The organism is Nocardiopsis sp. NPDC050513 (genome assembly GCF_044457925.1).
Lineage (GTDB): Bacteria > Actinomycetota > Actinomycetes > Streptosporangiales > Streptosporangiaceae > Nocardiopsis.
Window position 1 is genome coordinate 57,141 of record NZ_JBITHK010000001.1, and the last position, 18,774, is coordinate 75,914.

The 18,774-nt window shown below is 73.9% G+C and carries 10 protein-coding genes and 1 pseudogene; 8 read left to right on the forward strand and 3 right to left on the reverse strand.

The genetic code is table 11. The annotated features are described in order from the left end of the window. Positions 1-4: 4 nt before the first annotated feature. Both ACIBFB_RS00215 and ACIBFB_RS00220 read left to right on the forward strand, forming a co-directional pair. Entirely contained in the window at positions 5-412 is a 408-nt protein-coding gene (locus ACIBFB_RS00215) for a MerR family transcriptional regulator (RefSeq protein ID WP_397224481.1), read from the forward strand. 416 nt (positions 413-828) lie between these two features. Then, complete coding sequence (locus ACIBFB_RS00220; protein WP_397224483.1) at positions 829-2,322, forward strand: SulP family inorganic anion transporter; 1,494 nt, start codon at positions 829-831, stop codon at positions 2,320-2,322. 77 nt (positions 2,323-2,399) lie between these two features. Here ACIBFB_RS00220 and ACIBFB_RS00225 read toward each other — a convergent pair whose 3' ends face one another. Beyond that, positions 2,400-2,888: a hemerythrin domain-containing protein gene (locus ACIBFB_RS00225; protein WP_397224485.1), complete on the reverse strand. Its 489-nt coding sequence runs from the start codon at positions 2,886-2,888 to the stop codon at positions 2,400-2,402. Between the two features lie 126 nt (positions 2,889-3,014). Here ACIBFB_RS00225 and ACIBFB_RS00230 point away from each other — a divergent pair, with 126 nt between their 5' ends. From ACIBFB_RS00230 to ACIBFB_RS00245, 4 genes are all read left to right on the forward strand, one after another. After that, positions 3,015-3,668, forward strand: coding sequence for a TetR/AcrR family transcriptional regulator (locus ACIBFB_RS00230; protein WP_397224487.1), 654 nt, complete (start codon positions 3,015-3,017; stop codon positions 3,666-3,668). A gap of 467 nt (positions 3,669-4,135) precedes the next feature. Beyond that, positions 4,136-13,561: an amino acid adenylation domain-containing protein gene (locus ACIBFB_RS00235; protein WP_397224489.1), complete on the forward strand. Its 9,426-nt coding sequence runs from the start codon at positions 4,136-4,138 to the stop codon at positions 13,559-13,561. After that, the gene (locus ACIBFB_RS00240; protein WP_397224491.1) at positions 13,548-13,670 is read left to right on the forward strand and encodes a hypothetical protein; all 123 of its coding nucleotides are present in this window, start codon (positions 13,548-13,550) and stop codon (positions 13,668-13,670) included. The genes ACIBFB_RS00235 and ACIBFB_RS00240 overlap by 14 nt, the downstream gene beginning before the upstream one ends. Positions 13,671-13,726: 56 nt before the next feature. Then, the gene (locus ACIBFB_RS00245; RefSeq protein WP_397224493.1) at positions 13,727-15,391 is read left to right on the forward strand and encodes a phytoene desaturase family protein; all 1,665 of its coding nucleotides are present in this window, start codon (positions 13,727-13,729) and stop codon (positions 15,389-15,391) included. 84 nt (positions 15,392-15,475) lie between these two features. Here ACIBFB_RS00245 and ACIBFB_RS00250 read toward each other — a convergent pair whose 3' ends face one another. Continuing rightward, positions 15,476-16,075: a TetR/AcrR family transcriptional regulator gene (locus ACIBFB_RS00250; protein WP_397224495.1), complete on the reverse strand. Its 600-nt coding sequence runs from the start codon at positions 16,073-16,075 to the stop codon at positions 15,476-15,478. Positions 16,076-16,131: 56 nt separating this feature from the next. Between ACIBFB_RS00250 and ACIBFB_RS00255 the strand changes: the two are divergent. After that, positions 16,132-16,431, forward strand: a pseudogene (locus ACIBFB_RS00255) (LuxR C-terminal-related transcriptional regulator); the annotation flags it as partial. Positions 16,432-16,459: 28 nt separating this feature from the next. On the opposite strand, the gene ACIBFB_RS00260 reads toward ACIBFB_RS00255, so the two are convergent. Beyond that, positions 16,460-17,725 (reverse strand): NAD(P)/FAD-dependent oxidoreductase, encoded by a 1,266-nt coding sequence (locus ACIBFB_RS00260; protein ID WP_397224497.1) that lies wholly within the window; start codon positions 17,723-17,725, stop codon positions 16,460-16,462. 158 nt (positions 17,726-17,883) lie between these two features. Between ACIBFB_RS00260 and ACIBFB_RS00265 the strand changes: the two genes are divergently transcribed. Then, a complete protein-coding gene (locus tag ACIBFB_RS00265) occupies positions 17,884-18,699 on the forward strand; it encodes an SDR family oxidoreductase (RefSeq protein WP_397224499.1) in 816 nt (271 codons plus the stop codon). Positions 18,700-18,774 lie beyond the last annotated feature (75 nt).

Here is an 18,774-nt window from a genome sequence, read left to right on the forward strand (position 1 = left end):
CAGCGTGGAACACCACCTGCGGATCGGCGAGGTGGCCGAGCGCACGGGGCTGTCCCTGCGCACGATCCGCTACTACGGCGAGGTCGACCTGGTCGTCCCCTCCGCGCGTTCCCGCGGCGGTTTCCGGCTCTACACCGAGAGCGACGTCGACCGCCTCCAGCTGATCAAGCGGATGAAACCGCTCGGCTTCAGCCTGGAGGAGACCCGCGACCTGCTCACCGCCGTCGACGGCCTGAACGCGCCCGGCACCGGGAAGGACGAGCGCGCCGCGCTGGCCGAGCGCCTGGACGCCTTCGAGGCGGCCATCGCCGACCGCTGCGTCACCCTGCGCCGCCAGCTGGACATGGCCGAGGAGTTCGCCGAGCGCCTGCGCGAGCGGCGCGCGGGCCGCGACGCCGACCCGACGGTGTGAACGTCCCCGCCCCGCCTCACCGATCGTCACACCGGGTCAACGCGTCCGGAACGGGGAACGCGCCCCCGATCCCCGCCCCGCCAGCGGGAACGGCGCCTGGCGGCGCGCAGCTGTGAGGGTTGTCTCAATCGCGCACAGTGACGCAAAACCTCACGTAACGGTAGAGTCGGTCTCGTTGGGCCCACGCATCCTCCGCTGACCCACCGACGACTTCCCGACCCTCCCGGCGACACGCTCCCCGGAGACCACGGTCGGGCACGCGGCGACGCAGCCGCGCTCCGGCGCACCGACCCGCGCCGGAACACCAGGGCCACCCCGCACCCACACGGGTGCGGGCCGCCGCGCGCGCCTCACCGCACCACCAGACCCGAACACCGCGGCCCCGGCTGTGGGCTGCCCGACCCCGGATCGGTTCCATGAATCTGCCGTTGAAGACCTCCTCCCGAACGTGGAAGTCGCGCGTCCCCAGCGCGGCCCAGATCCGCGCCGACGTGCTCGCCGGGCTGGTCGTCGCGCTGGCCCTGATCCCCGAGGCCATCGCCTTCTCCATCATCGCGGGGGTCGACCCCCGCGTCGGCCTGTACGCGTCCTTCGTCATGGCCGTCTCCATCGCGTTCCTCGGCGGCCGTCCCGCGATGATCTCCGCCGCGACCGGCGCCATGGCCCTGGTCGCGGCCCCGCTGTCGATGGAGCACGGGGTCGACCACCTGTTGGCCGCCACGATCCTGGCCGGCCTGTTCCAGGTCGTGCTGGGCCTGCTCGGGGTGGCCAAGCTGATGCGGTTCGTCCCCCCGTCGGTGATGACCGGGTTCATCAACGCCCTGGCCATCCTCATCTTCCTGGCCCAGATGCCGCATCTGGTGGACGTGGGCGTGCCGGTCTACGTCATGGTCGGCGTCGGCCTGGCGATCATCTTCGGCCTGCCCCGCCTGACCAGGGCCGTGCCCGCGCCGCTGGTGGCGATCGTGGTGCTGACGGTCGCCTCCGTCGCGCTGGGCCTGCAGGCCCGGACCGTCGGCGACATGGGCCAGCTGCCCGACAGCGTGCCGGTGCCGTTCCTGCCGGACGTGCCGTTCACGTGGGACACCCTCACCCTCATCGCCCCCTACTCCCTCACCCTCGCCCTGGTGGGTCTGATGGAGTCGCTCATGACCGCCAAGGTCGTCGACGAGCAGACCGAGACCTCCTCCGACCACTCCCGTGAGGCGCGCGGCCAGGGCGTCGCCAACGTCATCGTCGGCTTCTTCGGCGGGATGGCCGGATGCGCGATGATCGGCCAGACGATGATCAACGTCTCCTCCGGCGCCCGCACCCGCATCTCCACGTTCCTGGCCGGCGTGTTCCTGCTCATCCTGTGCGTGGGACTCGGCGACGTCGTCGGCATGATCCCCATGGCGGCCCTGGTCGCGGTGATGGTCTTCGTGTCCGTCGTCACGTTCGACTGGCACAGCGTCGCCCCGGCCACGGTCCGCAGGATGCCGTGGACCGAGACCCTGGTCATGGTGGTCACGGTCGCGGTCGTGGTCTACACCCACAACCTGGCCCTGGGCGTGATCGTCGGGGTGATCGTGTCGATGGTGCTGTTCGCGCAGAAGGCGGCCACCCAGGCCGACGTGACCAGTGTGCTGGACCCCGAGGGCGGCACACGGGTGTACACGGTGCACGGCGAGCTGTTCTTCGCCTCCACCAACCAGCTCGTCGGCCGGTTCGACTACCAGGAGGAGGGCCTGACCAAGGTGGTCGTGGACATGTCCGAGGCGCACGTGTGGGACTCCTCCGCCGTGGCCGCCCTGGACCACGTCGCCGAGCACTTCCGCAAGCACGGCGTCGAGGTCGAGATCACCGGGCTCAACCAGCCCAGCCAGCGACTGCACAGGGAGCTGACGGGCACGCTGTCCGGCGGACACTGACGCCCGGCGGAACACGCGCGGACGCGGGCCGCCCTGGGGTACGCCCTCCTCAGGGCGGCCTCCCGTGTTCCGGCGCCTCAGTCCCGGTCGGGGCCCCCTGCCGGGATCACCGTGGGCCCGTAGGAGTCGAGCGCGTCGACGATCTGGGCCTCCTCCCAGTCCAGATGCGCCTCGACCTCGGCGGCCAGCCTCTCCACGTCGGCGCGGACCGAGACCGGGTCGCCCTTGTCCGCCAACTCCTGGATGCGGTCCAGCCGATCGCTGATCACGGCGTGTTCCCTGGTCAAGCGTTCGAGCACGGGGGCGAGCGCGGGGTGGCTGGCGGCCAGTCCGGGAAGCATGTGGTCGTCCTCCGCCGTGTGGTGCCCGTGCAGGAACAAGCAGAACGACAGGCACTTCCTGCGGAGCTCGTCCTCCAGAACCGGCGGGCCCGACGGCTTCGCCGCCGCGAGGTCCCGACGCAGTTCGGCGAGTTGTCCCCGGAGCAGGTCGTGGATCCTGACGAGTTGCTCGCCCAGGAGGACGGTGCGGTCGGCTTCGGCGGACTCGGAGTGCTGTCGTGCCATGGGGGCCTCCGGGAGACGTGGTCGGATGGGTGCGCACAAAATGCCAGTCACTGGCACTATTCCATCACTGGCGCGGAACGGCAACGGCTTTTCCTCCGCCCCCCGGGCCGTGGTTATGCTGGCCCGGTGCCCACGGCCGAGAACTCCGCACCGTCGCTCCGCGAGCGCAAGAAGCTGCGCACGCGGCGCGCGCTCGCCGACACCGCGCTGCGCCTGTTCCTCGACCGGGGCTTCGAGGAGACCACGCTGGAGGACCTGGTGGGCGAGGTCGAGGTCTCCGTGCGAACGTTCTTCCGCTACTTCCCCTCCAAGGAGGACGTCGCGTTGGCGGCGGAGGGCGAACTCTGGGAGGCCTACGCCGTCGAGGTGGAGCGGTGCGCCGTCACCGGACCCGTCCGCGAGCACCTGCGGGACCGCTACGCCGCCGCCGTCCGGAGCCTGCCCCGGGACTGGACGGAGCGCTACGCGGCCACACGCGGCCTCGCCGCCCGCACGCCCGCGCTCCGGGCACACCACTCGGGGACGAGCCAGGAGCTCCAGGCCCGCCTCGTCCGCCTGATGGAGGACGAGTTCGGCGTCGACGGCCGTGAGGACGTGCGGCTCCGCCTCCTCGGCGACATGGCGCTGTCCGCGATCCGCTACGGCACCAAGAACTGGCTGCGCCACCGGCGCGACCGGACCGGCCACGAGCCGACCGACGACCGCGCGCTCCTGGTCGCTGAGGTCTCCCGGGCCTTCGACGCCCTGCTCGGCGCGGTGCGGCTGGAACCGCCCCGCTGAGGCCCGCGGAACCGTACGCGATCCGGGCGAGTACATACCCTTGGGAATCCTGGCCGTTAAGTGATGACATAACACCCGCATTCCCCCAGGACCGCCGTTGTGCATGTCCACATATCCAGCAGATCAGGACGAAACGAATTCCGACTACGGGCGCGCCGGGGGTCGGTCTGGTACTTTTCGAATGGCCGCGACGAAATCCGCGGGTCCCGGCGCGGCCCGCACCGGCGACCCGCGTCCAGCCCGCACGAACCACGCGCTCCACCGCCGCTCCGCGTCCCGAACGGCCGCCGGAGCGCACCCGGGCCCACGTCCCGCCGACCAAGGACAGAACCCGGGGAAGCAGCGCGCGACACGAGCACGCCATTTCGCTGGAATCGGACTTCTCCGCGGCACCGGCGCGCCCGAAAACGCGTGCCGTGCCGGGAAAGGGCGGATGTGGCACGCACCCGAGAATCCAGAAGGAAACGATGCTGACCGACCCCGGATCATCCTTCACCGACGACAGGATCGCGATCATCGGCATGGGGTGCCGCCTCCCCGGCGGCGCGTCCGACTACCGCACCTTCTGGAGGAACCTCGTCGACGGCCGCGACTGCCTGGTCCCCACACCGGCCGACCGGTACGACGTCGCCACCCTCGGCAGCCGGGACCGGGCCAGGCCGGGACGGCTGGCAGGCGGGCGCGGCGGGTACATCGACGGGTTCGACCGGTTCGAGCCGGAGTTCTTCGGCATCAGCCCGCGCGAGGCCGAGCACATGGACCCGCAGCAGCGCAAACTGCTGGAGGTGGCCTGGGAGGCGCTGGAGGACGGCGGCCAGAAGCCGTTCGGCCTCGCCGGAACCGACGTCGGGGTCTTCGTCGGAGCCTTCACCCTCGACTACCAGATCCTCCAGTTCGCCGACCTGGACTTCGACACCCTGACGGCGCACACCGCGACCGGGACCATGATGACGATGGTCTCCAACCGCATCTCGCACTGCTTCGACTTCCGGGGGCCCAGCGTGTCCCTCGACACCGCGTGCAGTTCGTCCCTGGTGGCCGTGCACATGGCCTGCCAGAGCCTGCGGCGGGGGGAGAGCACCGTGGCCCTGGCGGGCGGCGCGCTGCTGCACATGACCCCGCAGTACACCATCGCCGAGACCAAGGGCGGGTTCCTGTCCGCCGACGGCCGGTCGCGGACCTTCGACGCCTCCGCCGACGGCTACGTCCGCGCGGAGGGCGTGGGGATGGTCGCGCTCAAGCGCCTGTCGCGCGCCCTGGGCGACGGCGACCCGGTGCACGCGGTGATCACCGCGACCGGTGTCAACCAGGACGGGCGCACCGACGGGATCACCGTGCCGAACCCGGACGCCCAGGTGCGTCTGGTCGAGCGTGTGTGCGCCGAGGCGGGCATCACCCCCGGCGACCTCCAGTACGTGGAGGCGCACGGCACGTCCACGCCGGTCGGCGACCCGGTCGAGGCCGGTGCGCTCGGCCGGGCGCTGGCCGTGGGCAGGGCCGCGGGGGCGCCCTGCTACGTGGGGTCGGTCAAGGCCAACATCGGGCACACCGAGTCCGCGGCCGGGGTGGCCGGGCTGATCAAGACCGTGATGAGCCTCAAGCACGGAGTCATCGCACCGCAGATCAACCTGGACGAGCTCCACCCCGGGATCGACGCCGGATCCCTGCCCTACACGATCCCCACCGAGGCGACGCCCTGGCCCCGGCACGACGGCCCGGCCCGCGCCGGGGTCAACTCGTTCGGGTTCGGCGGCACCAACGCGCACGTGCTGCTGGAGGAGGCGCCCCCGCGACGTGACTCCCCCGCCCCGGCCGTTCGGCCGCGCCGCTCCCACGGGTACGCGGTCCTCCCGCTGAGCGCGCGCGACCCCAGGGCCCTGCCGGAGATCGCGGCGGGCATCCGGGACGAGCTGGCCTCCGGGGGCGCCGCGCTCGCCGACGTCGCGCACACCCTCGCGCACCGCCGCGAGCACCTGGAGTCGCGTCTGTCGGTCGTGTACTCCTCCCGCGCGTCCCTGGTCGAGGCGCTGGACGCCCGCGCCCGGGGCGAGAGCCACCCGCGCGCGGTCGACGGCCGTGTCCTGGAGAGCGCCGACAGGCGGCTGGTGTGGGTCTTCACCGGGATGGGGCCGCAGTGGGCGGCGATGGGCCGCCAGCTGTTCGAGACCGAGCCCGTGTACCGCGCGGCGGTCGAGAGGTGCGACCGTGAGATCGCCCGGCACGCCGGCTGGTCGCTGGTCGAGGAGATGTCCGCCGACGAGGACGCCTCGCGGATGGACCGGACATGGCTCGCCCAGCCCGCCAACTTCGCCGTCCAGGTGGGGCTGGCCGCGCTGTGGCGGTCGTGGGGGGTGCGCCCGGACGCCGTGGTCGGGCACAGCACCGGAGAGGTCGCCGCCTTCCACGAGGCCGGGGTGTACACGCTGGAGGAGGCGGTCTCGGTGGTCGTCCACCGCAGCAGGCTCCAGCAGACCCTGGTCGGCACCGGCACGATGCTGGCGGCGGGTCTGGCCCGGGAGGAGGCGGAACGGCGCGTTCGGCCGTTCGGCGACCGCGTCTCCGTGGCCGCCGTCAACGCCCCGGCGAGCGTGACGCTCGCGGGCGACGCCGACGCACTGGAGGAGCTGGCCGCCCGGCTCGCGGACGAGGGGACCTTCCACCGTTTCCTCGACGTGCCCGTGCCCTACCACAGTGCCCGCATGGACGCCATCCGGGACGAACTGCTCGCCTCCCTCGCCGACCTGCGTCCCAAGCCCGCCGAGGCGCCGCTGTACCTGACCGGGCGCGAGGGCCGGGCCGACGGGCCGGAGCTGGACGCCCGCTACTGGTGGGACAACGTCCGCGGCACCGTTCGGTTCCGAGCGGCGGTCGACCGGTTGGCCGGGGACGGCCACGGCGTGTTCCTGGAGATCGGACCGCACCCCGTCCTGGGCCACGCGATCCGGGAGTGCCTCGACGCCCGCGGCGCGCGGGGCCGGTGCCTGCCCTCGATCCGACGCGGGGAGGACGAGCCCGAACGCATGGCCGCGTCCCTGGCGGCCCTGCACGGACTGGGCTTCGAGGTCGACTGGAGCGCCCTGCACCCGGAGGGCGCGCCCGTCCCGCTGCCGCCCTATCCGTGGCGACGGGACCGGTACTGGGCCGAGCCCGAGAACGTGGCGCGGGTCCGGCTGGGCCGGGTCGACCACCCGTTGCTGGGCCGACGGCTGCCCGGCGCCGATCCGGCTTGGGAGGCGTCGCTGGACACCGAGGCCATGCCCTACCTGGCCGACCACCGCATCCAGGACAAGGCCGTGTTCCCCGCCGCCGGATACCTGGGGATGGCGATCCAGGCGGCGCGGGCGCTGACCGGCGGTGAGCGCGCGGGGCTGGCGGACGTCGAGTTCCGCCGGGCGCTGTTCCTGCCCGCGGGCTCGGTCACCCGGGCCAGGGTGTCCTTCGCGCCGCACGACGCGACCTTCACCGTCACCACCGGGTCCGCCGACGACCGGTCGGTGCACGCGGTCGGGACGGTGCGCGGCGGCCAGCCCCGCCGCCTCGGCCCGGCCCTGGACGTCGACGCGGTCCGGGGGCGTGCCGCCCGCGTCCTCGACGCCGACGCGTGTTACGCGGCGCTGGGCGAGCGGGGGTACCACTACGGGCCCGCGTTCCGGGGCATCGAACGGGTGTGGACGGGCGCGGACGAGGCGCTCGCGCTCGTCCGGCCGACCGCACCGGTTCGGGGAGAGGCCGCCGGCCACCACGTCCACCCGGTGGTCCTGGACTCCTGCTTCCAGACCCTGTTGGCGACCCGGCTGGCCGGGGAGGGCGGTACGGGGATCCGCCTGCCGGTGTCGGCGGCCGAGGCGCTGATCGAGCCGGTCGGCGACCGGCCGGTGTGGGCGCACGCGACGGTCGCGGACGAGGACGAGGACGGGCTGACCGGGGACATCCGGCTGTACACGGAGGACGGGACACCGCTGGGGACGGTCACCGGCCTGCGCGCGGTGGACGTGGAACGGGCGTCGACGTCCGTGGGCACGGGCACGATCGACGGCTGGCTCTCGGACGTGGCATGGGTGCCCGCGCCCCGCGTCGCACCCGTGGAGGCGTACGCGACCACAGCGAAGGACGCGCCTGCCGGGACTCACGAGACCGGCGTGGCGAGCGAGACCGTTCGGAGCACCGGCCGACCGGGCGGCGAGTGGCTCGTCCTGGCCGACGCCTCTGGTCTGGCCGACGCCTTCGCGGCCCGGGTGGCCGAGCACGGAGGCCGGTGCCGCCTGGTCCGGCCGGGCGACGGATTCCGGGTGGAGGAACACGGCCTGGCCTTCGAGGTCCGGCCGGACTCGGCCGGGGACTTCCGCCGCCTTCTGGACGACCTGGGGGAGCGCGTCGGCGCCCTGACGGGCGTCGTCCACCTGTGGAACCTGGACGCACCGCCGTTCGACGGGACCGGCGACGCCGAGGCCGACGCCTTCCAGACCACCGGCGCCTACTCCCTGGTGGCGTTGGCCCAGGCCCTGGGCGAACGCGGGGTCGGCGGCGCCCTGCACGTGGTGACCCGCCAGGCGCAGGGGGTCCTCCCCGGCGGGGAGGTCGAACCCCTCGGCGCCCCGGCCTGGGGCGTCGGCCGTGTCCTGTGGCAGCAGGAGCTGACCGACCACCGGGGCGTCCTGGTCGACCTCGGCCCCCGGCCGGACGACCACGGCACGGAGGCCGCCGCCCTGTTCGCCGAGCTGACCGCCGACACCGGCGACGACGAGGTCGCCCTGCGCGACGGAGGGCGGTACGTCAGCCGCCTGCTGCCGGTCACCGACCTGCCCCGCCCGCTGCCGCTGCGGCTGCGTGCCGACGGCGCCTACCTGGTCACCGGCGCGTTCGGCGCGCTCGGCCGTCCGCTGTGCCGCACCCTCGTCCGACGGGGGGCGCGCCGCCTCGTCCTGGTCGGCCGCACGCCCCTGCCCGACCGAGCGGAGTGGCGGGCGACCGACCCCGGCACCCGTGCGGGCCGCGACGTCCGCCTCGTCCGCGACCTGGAGCGGCTGGGCGCCCACGTCGAACCGGTCTGCCTGGACCTGACCGACGCCGACGCCCTCTCCGCCTGGCTCGCCGCCCGGCGCGCGCAGGATCCGCCGCCGCTGCGCGGGGTGTTCCACCTGGCCGGACACGTCGACGACACCCTGCTGCCCGCCATGGACCGCACCGCGTTCGACACGGTGTTCGCTCCCAAGGCCACCGGCGCCCGTCTGCTGCACCGCCTCCTGGCCGACGAGCCGCTGGAGCACTTCGTCCTGTTCTCGTCCGTGGCCGGGCTGCTCACCACGGCGGGCCAGACCGGTTACGCGGCTGGCAACGCCCTCCTGGACGCCCTGGCCCACCACCGCCGGGCACGGGGGCTGCCCGCGCTCAGCCTGGACTGGGGACCGTGGGCGACCGGCATGATCGAGGAACTCGGCCTGGTCGAGCACTACCGCACCGCGCGCGGGATGAGCCCGCTGTCCCCCGAGGCGGGCACGGCCGTGCTCGAACGCGTCATCGAGCAGGACCGCGCCCAGCTCCTGGTCTGCCCCGTGGCCGACTGGCCGGCCTTCCTGGCCTGGTACTCGCCGCCGCCTCCCCTGGTGTCGCACCTGGCCGAGACGGCGGCGGCGTCCGACGACGCGACGGGCGCGGCGGCCTCCTTCCCCGAGGTCTACGCGGCCACGCCCGCCGAGTCCCAGGGGGACCTGCTCGCCGAGCGGTTCACGGGGGTCGTGGCGCGGGTCCTGCGCCTGCCGGAGGACCGCGTGGACCCGGCCGCGACGCTGAACTCCCTGGGGATGGACTCACTGCTGGCGATGGAGCTCCGCTCCGGTGTCCAGGCCGAGATCGGGGTGACCGTGCCGGTGGTCGCCCTCCTGGGCGCCGGATCGGTCGGAGCCCTGGTGGAGGAGCTGGGCGGCCGGCTGTCGGAGCTGGTCGCCGACGACGCGGACGACGGAGCGGGCGCGGTCGAGCCGTTCACCGACCCCGCCGAGTACCCGCTGACGCAGAACCAGAAGGCTCTGTGGTTCCTCACCCGGCTCAACCCGGACGGGTTCGCCTACAACATCGGCGGCGCCGTCCAGGTGCGCGCCGTCCTCGACCCCGACGCCCTGTTCGCCGCCTTCCGCGCGGTCGTGGAGCGCCACCCGAGCCTGCGGACCAACGTGGTCACGCGCGACGGCCGCCCCGTGCAGCGCGTCCGCCCCGTCGGGGAGGCGGTGTTCGACCACGCGCTCGTCGACGTCGGGGGACGGCCGTGGGAGGAGATCCACCGGCTCATCGTGGACGCCTACCGCGAGCCCTACGACCTGGAGCGCGACCCGCTGGTGCGGTTCCGGCTCTACCGCCGGGCCGACGACCACTGGGTGGTCGTGAAGGCGGTGCACCACATCGTCTCGGACGCGGTCTCCACGTTCACGTTCATCGAGGAGCTGTTCGCGCTCTACGAGGGCCTGCGGTCGGGGCGTCCGGTCGAGCTGCCCGGTCACGCGGCCACCTACCTGGACTTCCTCAACCACCAGAACCGGTTCCTCGCCGGTCCCGACGCGGCGCGGACGCGCGAGTACTGGATCGGCCGCCTGTCCGGGGAGGTACCCGCGCTCGACCTGCCCACGGACCGGCCGCGCCCTCTGGTGCGGACCGACAACGGAGCCTCGGAGTTCTTCACGCTCGACGCCGACCTGAGCGCACGCGTGCGCGCGCTGGCCGAGGAGCGCGGCGTCACGGTGTTCGTGGTCCTGCTCAGCGCCTACTACCTGTTCCTCCAGCGCTACTCCGGCCAGGACGACCTGGTCGTCGGCAGTCCGGTGACCGGTCGGACCGGCCCCGAGTTCGCGTCGGTGTACGGGTACTTCGTCAACCCGCTGCCCCTGCGCACCGACCTGTCGGGCGACCCCACCGCGGCCGAGCTGCTCGACCGGGTGCGCACGAGCGTGCTGGGCGGCCTGGACCACCAGGAGTACCCGTTCGTGCTGCTGGTGGACGAACTCGGCCTGCAACACGACCCCAGCCGGTCCGCGGTCTTCCAGGCGATGTTCATCCTGCTCACGCACAACGTGTCCACGGAGCGGCACGGGTACCGGCTGGAGTACGTCGAGCTGCCGGAGGAGGAGGGCCAGTTCGACCTCACGCTCTCCGCCCACGAGGAGGCGGCCGACGGCCTCTTCCACTGCGTGTTCAAGTACAACACCGACCTGTTCGACGCCGACACCGTGCGGCGGATGCTGTCGCACTACGTGAACCTGCTCCGGGGTCTGACGCGGGGCCCCGTCGATCTGCCGGTGTCGCGCCTGCCGATGCTGGAGGCCGCGGAGCGGGAGCTCATCCTCGACCGCTGGAGCGGGCGACGCGTGCCCGCCGCGCCCACCGAGCCCGTCCACGTCCTGTTCGGACGGGCGGCGGCCGCCGCCCCGCACGCGGTCGCGGTCTCGGTCCCGACCGAGTCGGGTGACACGCGCGCGCTCACCTACGGGGAGCTGGACGAGCGGTCGGCCCTCCTCGCCGCCCACCTGCGCGGCACGGGCGTGGGCGCGGGGTCGGTCGTGGCGCTGTGCCTGGAGAAGTCGCCGGAGCTGGTGACCCTGGTGCTGGCGGTGCTCCGGGCGGGGGCCGCCTACCTCCCGCTGGACCCGGAGTACCCGGTGGACCGGCTCTCGGCCCTGGTCGACGCGGCCGGGGCGCGGCTGCTCGTGACCGACGGCCGGGGCGCGGAGCGGCTGGCCGGGGTCCCGGTCGCGGTGGTGTCGGCGGCCGACCTCGCCCTCACGGCCGAGGCGCGCGCCGCCGGCGGAGCGGGCGCGGACCCGGCACCCGACGCGGACGCCGAGGACCCCACCGCCTACCTGGTGGCGACCTCGGGCTCCACGGGTCGGCCGAAGCTGGTCCGCGTCGGCCACGCCAACCTGGCCGCGGCCTACGCGGGCTGGCGCGACGCCTACCGCCTGGAGGAGGATGTGCGCGTCCACCTCCAGACGGCGGGCCCGGCGTTCGACGTGTTCACCGGCGACCTGGTCCGGGCGCTGTGCTCGGGAGGGACGCTGGTGCTCGCCTCGCGGGAGCTGCTGCTCAACTCGGCGCTGCTGTACGACACGATGGTCCGCGAGCGGGTGGACTGCGGGGAGTTCGTTCCCTCGGTGGTGCGCGGCCTGATGGCGCACTGCGAGCGCGACGGCCGCTCCCTGGACTTCCTGCGGCTGGTGGTGGTCGGCTCGGACGTGTGGAGGAACGAGGAGTACCTGCGGCTGCGGGCGCTGTGCGGGCGCGACACGCGGGTGGTCAACTCCTACGGGCTGAGCGAGGCGACCGTCGACACCACGTGGTTCGAGGGGTCGGTGGACGCCGCCGATCCCGGCCGGACGGTGCCGATCGGACGGCCCTTCCCCGGTAGCGCGGTCTACGTGCTGGACGCGGGCGGCGCACCCGTGCCGCCCGGTGTGACCGGTGAGCTGTGGGTCGGGGGGACCGGCGTCGCCCAGGGGTACGCGGGCGACGCGGAGCTGACGCGGGAGCGGTTCGTCACCCGGGCGCTCGGCGCGGAGGAGGGGCGGGTGCACCTGTACCGGACCGGCGACCTCGCCCGCTGGGACGCCACAGGGGTCCTGCACCTGGTGGGCCGGGCCGACTCCCAGGTCAAGGTGCGCGGTCACCGGGTCGAGACCGGTGAGATCGAGTCGCGGCTGGCCGCCTGGCCCGGACTGGAGCAGGCGGTGGTCACGGTACGCCCGGACACGGCCGGGAACGCCCGCCTGTGCGCGTACTGCGTCCCGGCGCCGGGAACCGTCCTCGACGTGCGGGAACTGCGCCGCCACCTGGCCTCCGCACTGCCGACCTTCATGATCCCCGCGGCCTTCGTGGAGACGGCCGAGCTGCCGGTGACCGCCAACGGGAAGGTGGACACGGCCGCACTGCCCGCTCCGGCGCCCGAGACCCGCGCCCGGGCGCACGAACCGCCCGCCACCCTCTACGAGACCCGGATGGCCGAGCACTGGCGGGAGCTGCTGGGCGCCGGGGAGGTCGGGCTGCGCGACGACTTCTTCGAGCTCGGCGGCGGTTCGGTCCTGCTGATCGAGCTGGTCCACCGCCTCCAGCACGAGTTCAACGCCACGCTCCTGGTCGGCCACCTGTTCCGGGCCACCACCCTGCACGGGATGGCGGCCACCCTGGAGGGGGTGGTCACGGGGCGGATCGACGGGGCCGGACCCTACCTGGACTTCAACCGGGGCGGGGCCAAGCCGCACGTGTTCTGCTTCCCGCCCGCCGGGGGCCACGGGCTCGTGTACCGGCGGCTGGCCGAGTACCTGCCCGACCACCACCTGGTGGCGTTCAACCACCTGCCGGGCGACGACAAGGCGGCCCGCTACGCCGACCTCGTCGAGTCCGTCCAGCCCGAGGGGCCCTGCCGGCTGTTCGGGTACTCCCTCGGCGGGAACCTGGCCTTCGAGGTGGCCAAGGAGCTGGAGGGCCGCGGGCGCAGGGTGCGGGACGTGGTCGCCATGGACGCCTACCGGGTCCGCGAGGAGTTCGAGCCCGGCGAGGAGCACCTGGCGGTGTTCGAGCTCGAACTCGGCGAGCACCTGCGCAGGCACACCGGGTCCGAGGTGGTGGCCGCCGAGACGCTGGAGCAGGCGCGGGAGTACATCGGCTTCTGTTCCCGCACACCCAACACGGGGACCGTGGCGGCGCGGATCACCGTCGTGGCCGACGAGAAGAGGGCGGACCTGTTCGCGGAGGGCGAGGAGGGGTCCTGGCACGGCGCCTCGTCCACGGCCACCGTGGTGGTGGCCGGGTCCGGCGAGCACGCCGACATGCTCGACGAGGAGCACCTGGGGTTCAACGCGGGGCTGGTACGCGAGGTCCTCGCCGAGGAGGCCGACCATGGCGCCGTCTGAGACCGCGCCCCGGGTACGCGTCGCGGGGGGCGGCACGGGCGGGCCGCGGTTCGGCGGTGGCGACCCCCGGCTGGACGCGCGGGACGAGCGGCGGGCGCGGGCACGATGAGGGGTCGGCGCCGGCGCGCGCCGCGCGGCGGGGCCGCCGCGCGGCCCCGGGAGTCGATGGTCATCGTCGGCGGCGGGGTGGGCGGGCTGTCCACCGGCGTGTACGCGCGGATGAACGGGTACCGGACGCGGATCTTCGAGATGCACGAGATCCCCGGGGGGTGCTGCACGGCCTGGGACAGGGGCGACTTCACCTTCGACTGGTGTGTGAGCTGGCTGCTCGGCAGCGGACCGGGAAGCGAGATGCACCGGATCTGGTTGGAGCTGGGGGCGCTGCAGGGCAAGGAGATGCGCCACTTCGACGTGTTCAACGTCGTGCGCGGGCGGGACGGACGGAAGGTGTACTTCTACTCGGATCCGGACCGGCTGGAGGCGCACCTGCTCGACCTGTCCCCCGCCGACGCCCGCGTCATCCGCGACTTCTGCCGGGGGTTGCGTCGGTTCATCCGGTGCCTGCGCGTCTACCCGTTCCTGAAACCGGTGGGGCTGATGGGCCCCCTGGAGCGGACGCGCATGATGTCAAGGTTCGTCCCGTACCTCAACGTCATCCGCGGGTCGATCACGGTGCTGATGCGCGACTACTCCCAGCGGTTCGCCGACCCGCTGCTCAGGGACGCGTTCAACCACATCCTCTACGAGAAGCACCCCAACTTCCCGGTGCTGCCGTTCTACTTCCAGCTCGCGGCGCACGCCGACCGTGCGGCGGGGGTCCCCGAGGGCGGCTCGCTCGGCCTGGCGCGCTCGATCGAGGACCGCTACCGGCGGCTGGGCGGCGAGATCGCCTGCAACGCCCGGGTCGAGGAGATCCTGGTGGAGGACGGCCGGGCGGTGGGCGTACGGCTCAGCGACGGGAGCGAGCACCGCGCGGACATCGTGGTGGCGGCGTGCGACGGGTACACGACCATGCACGGTCTGCTGAGGGGCCGCTACCTCAACGGGGAGTACCGCCGCCTCTACACGCGGACCATCCGCGAGCCGGAGACGGTCTTCCCCGGGTACTTCTCGGTCTTCCTGGGCCTGAACGGGGAGTTCCCCCACGCGGATCCGTGCACGACCCACCTGCTGACGGAGGAGGAGGCCGCGCCCCTGCTCGGGATCCGGCACCCGAGCGTCAACGTCCAGTTCCGCAGCGCCCACTATCCGGAGCTGTCGCCGCCGGGGACGGCGGTGGTGTACGCGACGTACTTCTGCGACATCGGCCCCTGGCGTGAGCTGAGCACCGGACCCGAGCGGTCGAGCCGCGCGCACCGGGGCGAGGAGGTGCACACGCTGCCGGTACGACGCGGCCGGGAGTACGTCCGCGCCAAGCGCCGGGCGGCCGACGCCCTGGTGGAGACGATCGACCGCCGCCATCCGGGGCTGCGGGACGCGGTCAGGGTGCGCGACGTCGCCACGCCGCTGACCCAGGTGCGCTACACCGGCAACCTGGACGGGACGGTGCTCGGCTGGCAGCCGTTCGCGGAGGGCGGCGAGACGTTGGAGGAGCTGGTGAGGAAGTACGGCCCCGGACTGCCGGGGCTCGACGGGTTCTACATGTCCGGGGTGTGGGCGACCACCGGCGGGCTGATCCGCGCCGCCGCCGCCGGTCGGCACGTGATGCAGTTCGTGTGCCGCGACGACGGCCGGGAGTTCCGGGCGGAGGCGGACGAGAGCGCACCACCGCCCACCCACCGGCTCATCCCGGTGGGACCGCGGCCGGGGCCGGGGGAACGGCCGACCTGACGTCCGGCGTTCGGGCGACCGCGTGAGCGGGATCCGCGGAACACGGGCGGCCACGCCCTTCCCGCCGGTCCGGTTCCGCTCCGCTCAGTCGACGAACAGCGCGTCCAGCCGCGAGTCCAGCACCCGCGCGGCCTCCTCCCCGGTCACCTGTCCCAGGAGCCGTTGGGCGCGCATCCCCTCCACCAGCGCGAGCAGGGCGGCCGCCTCCAGACCGGGGTCCGGTTCGGTCCCGGTCCGGCCCTCGTCGGCCCCCCGGCGGATGAGGTACTCCAGCGTCTCCCGGACACCGGTGTAGGCGCGGTGCACGCGTCGGGCCAGCTCGGGGTCGACGAGGGCGCGCGCCTGGAAGGCCACCCCGACCCTCAGGCCGTCCACCCGCCGCGCGTCCTCGCCGAGCAGCCCGCCGAGGATGAGGCGCACCACCTCCCTGGGGGAGAGGGGGCCGGGCCGTTCCTCCAGCGACGCGCGCACCCGGGCCATGTGGCGCTCGCCCGCGTACTCCAGCGTGAAGGCGAGCATCTCGCCCTTGGTCCGGAAGTAGTGCTGCACCCGGCCCATCGACACCCCCGCCTGGGCCGCGACGTCCCGCAGGCTCGCCGCCTCCAGCCCCCGGGCCGAGACGAGCGCGCACACCGCCTCCGCGATCTGGACCCGCCGCTGCTGGTGGTCGACCTGCTTGGGCATGGCTCCCCCGTCCTCCCGTACACCCGCATTGCACCACATCCGTCACTCCGGGTGTCGGTACGCGCGCATCGCGTCGCGCGCGGATCCGGGCGGAGCTGCCCCGTGTGGGGGTGCTGGTGCTGTCGCAGTACGTGGAGCGGCGGTACGCGACGCCGGACCGGCTCACCGAACGCGAGCGCGACGTGCTGGACCTGATGGCCCAGGGGCACATCAACGCGGCGATCGCCCAGCGGCTGTTCCTCTCCCGGAGCGCGGTCGAGAAGCACGCCAACGCGGTCTTCGACGAGCCCGGCCCGGGCGACACCGCGGGCTACAGCCGCCGGGTGCTGGCCGTGCTGCGCTACATCGGGCGATGACCGGGCCCGGCGCCCCGCGAGCCCGGCCTCAGTGCCGCCTGGGGCCGAAGCGGTCGGCGCGGAAGGGTTCCAGGACGGCGGGGCGGACCCCGTCGACCAGGAAGGTCGCGAGCGCCTCGGCCGCCGGGCCCGACAGCGTCAGGCCGAGCATGGAGTAGCCGGTGGCCAGGTAGGCGTTGGCGTACCCGGGCAGCCGGTCGACCACGGGCAGGCCGTCCGGCGCCAGGGGGCGGTCCCCCGCCCACGCGTGCCGCCGGTCCGTCCAGTCCACTCCGACGACCATGGGCGCCGCGCCGCGCGTGATGGCGTCGATCCGTTCCGGAACCGGCCGTGCGGGCCCCCGGCCGAAGTCCATGCCGCCCGACACGCGCAACCTGCCGCCCATGGGCGCGCACGCCACGTGCGCGTCGAGCAGCAGGGTGGATGCGCGCGGCAGCCGCTCGGCGGGCACGTCGAAGCTGTACCCCCGGCCGCCGACCACCGGGACGCGCCGGCCGAGCCGGGCGGCGAGCGCGGCGGCCTTGGCGCCGGTGGCGATGACGAGGGCGCCGACGCGTCGCTCGCCCGCCGTGGTCGTGACCGCCTCCACCACCCCGCCGCGCGCGCTGATCCCCGTCACCGCCACACCCTCGTCGACCGGGACGCCCCCGGCGCGCAGGTGCGCGGTCAGACCGGCGACGAGGCTGTCCGGCTCGGTCTGGACGTGGTCGCGCAGGCGCACCCCGGCGCGCACGCGGACGGACAGCGCCGGTTCGACCTCGCGCAGCTCGTCGCCGTCCAGCACGCTGGTGGGCAGGTCGAATCCCGCCTGGCGCAGGGGGTCGAGGGAGCCGAGGTAGGCCTCGACCGCGCGCGGGTCGTGGGCGACGGCGAGGAAGTCCGTGCGGGTGTGGGTGAACTCCACGCCGTCCTCGGCGAGCTGGTCCAGCAGGGGGAAGGTGCGTCTGCCCAGCATGGCCAGGGCGCGGGCGCCGCGGGCGTGGCGGGCGGGGGTGCAGTTGCGCAGGAACCGCAGGAACCAGGGGGTGAGGAGGGGCAGGGCGTCGGGGGCGATGCGCAGCGGGGCGTCGGGGTCGCGGAAGGCGCGCAGGGCGTCGCCGAGCAGGACGGGGTCGGGGACCGGACCGGCCTGGGCGGGGTTGACCCAGCCCGCGTTGCCGTGGGAGGCGCCCGCGCCCGGATGGCGGGACTCCACGACCGCCACGTCGATCCCGCGGCGGCGCAACTGGTGGGCGACGTTGAGACCGGCGACGCCCGCGCCGACGACGAGCACCCCGCCCGCACCTGCTGTCATGACACGACTCCCCTTGGTGATCGACACCCGTGGTGGAGCAGTGCCCGCGTGGACGGGCGGGAAACGGCCTTCCCGGGTACCGCGCGCCTGGCTACCGGACGGTAGGAATGGAGGCGGTGCGCACCGGCCGCCACCCCCCGACCCCGAGGAGAGCCCCGATGACCCCCACCAGCCCCGCCAGCCCCGCCAGGACAGCGCTCGTGACCGGCGCGTCGTCGGGTATCGGCGCGGCCGTCGCCGCCGCCCTGGTCCAGCGCGGGTACCGCGTGTACGGGACCAGCCGCGAGCCCGGGACGGTCACCGACCCGGTCCCCGGCGTCGAGTACCTGGCCCTGGACCTGACCGACCCTGCCTCGATCGAGGCGTGCGCGACCGCCGCCGGCCCGGTCGACGTGCTCGTCAACAATGCCGGGGAGAGCCAGAGCGGCCCCCTGGAGGAGCTGCCGGCGGACGCCGTGGAGCGGCTGTTCCGGATCAACGTGTTCGGTGCGGTGCGACTGACCCAGCTGGTCCTGCCCGGGATGCGGGAGCGGCGGTACGGGCGCGTGGTGATGGTGGGGTCCATGTTGGCGAGCTTCCCGCTGGCGTTCCGGTCGTCGTACGTGGCGTCCAAGGCGGCGCTCAAGGGGTTCGCCGACGCCCTGCGCCGGGAGGTGTCGCCGTACGGGGTCGGCGTGAGCACGGTGGAGCCGGGGTCGATCAACACGGGCATCAGCGAGCGGCGCACCGAGTACGTGGGGGCGGCCTCGCCGTTCGCCGACGAGTACCGGACGATGCTGGGCGCGCTCAATGCCAACGAGGCGCGGGGGATCCCGGCGGACTCGGTGGCCCGTACGATCGTGCGCGCGGTCGAGGCCGACGCGCCGCGCCCGTTCTACGCCGTGGGCAGCAACGCCGCGCTGGTGTTCGCCCTGCGGCGGCTGTTCCCGCGTTCGGTGGTGCTGCGGATGGTCGCGCGCAAGCACGGGCTCTGACACGGGCGTCGGGGTCCCCGGGGGCGTCCGCGGTCTCCGGCAGGATGTGGGGGCCACCCACAGCCACCCGGGGAG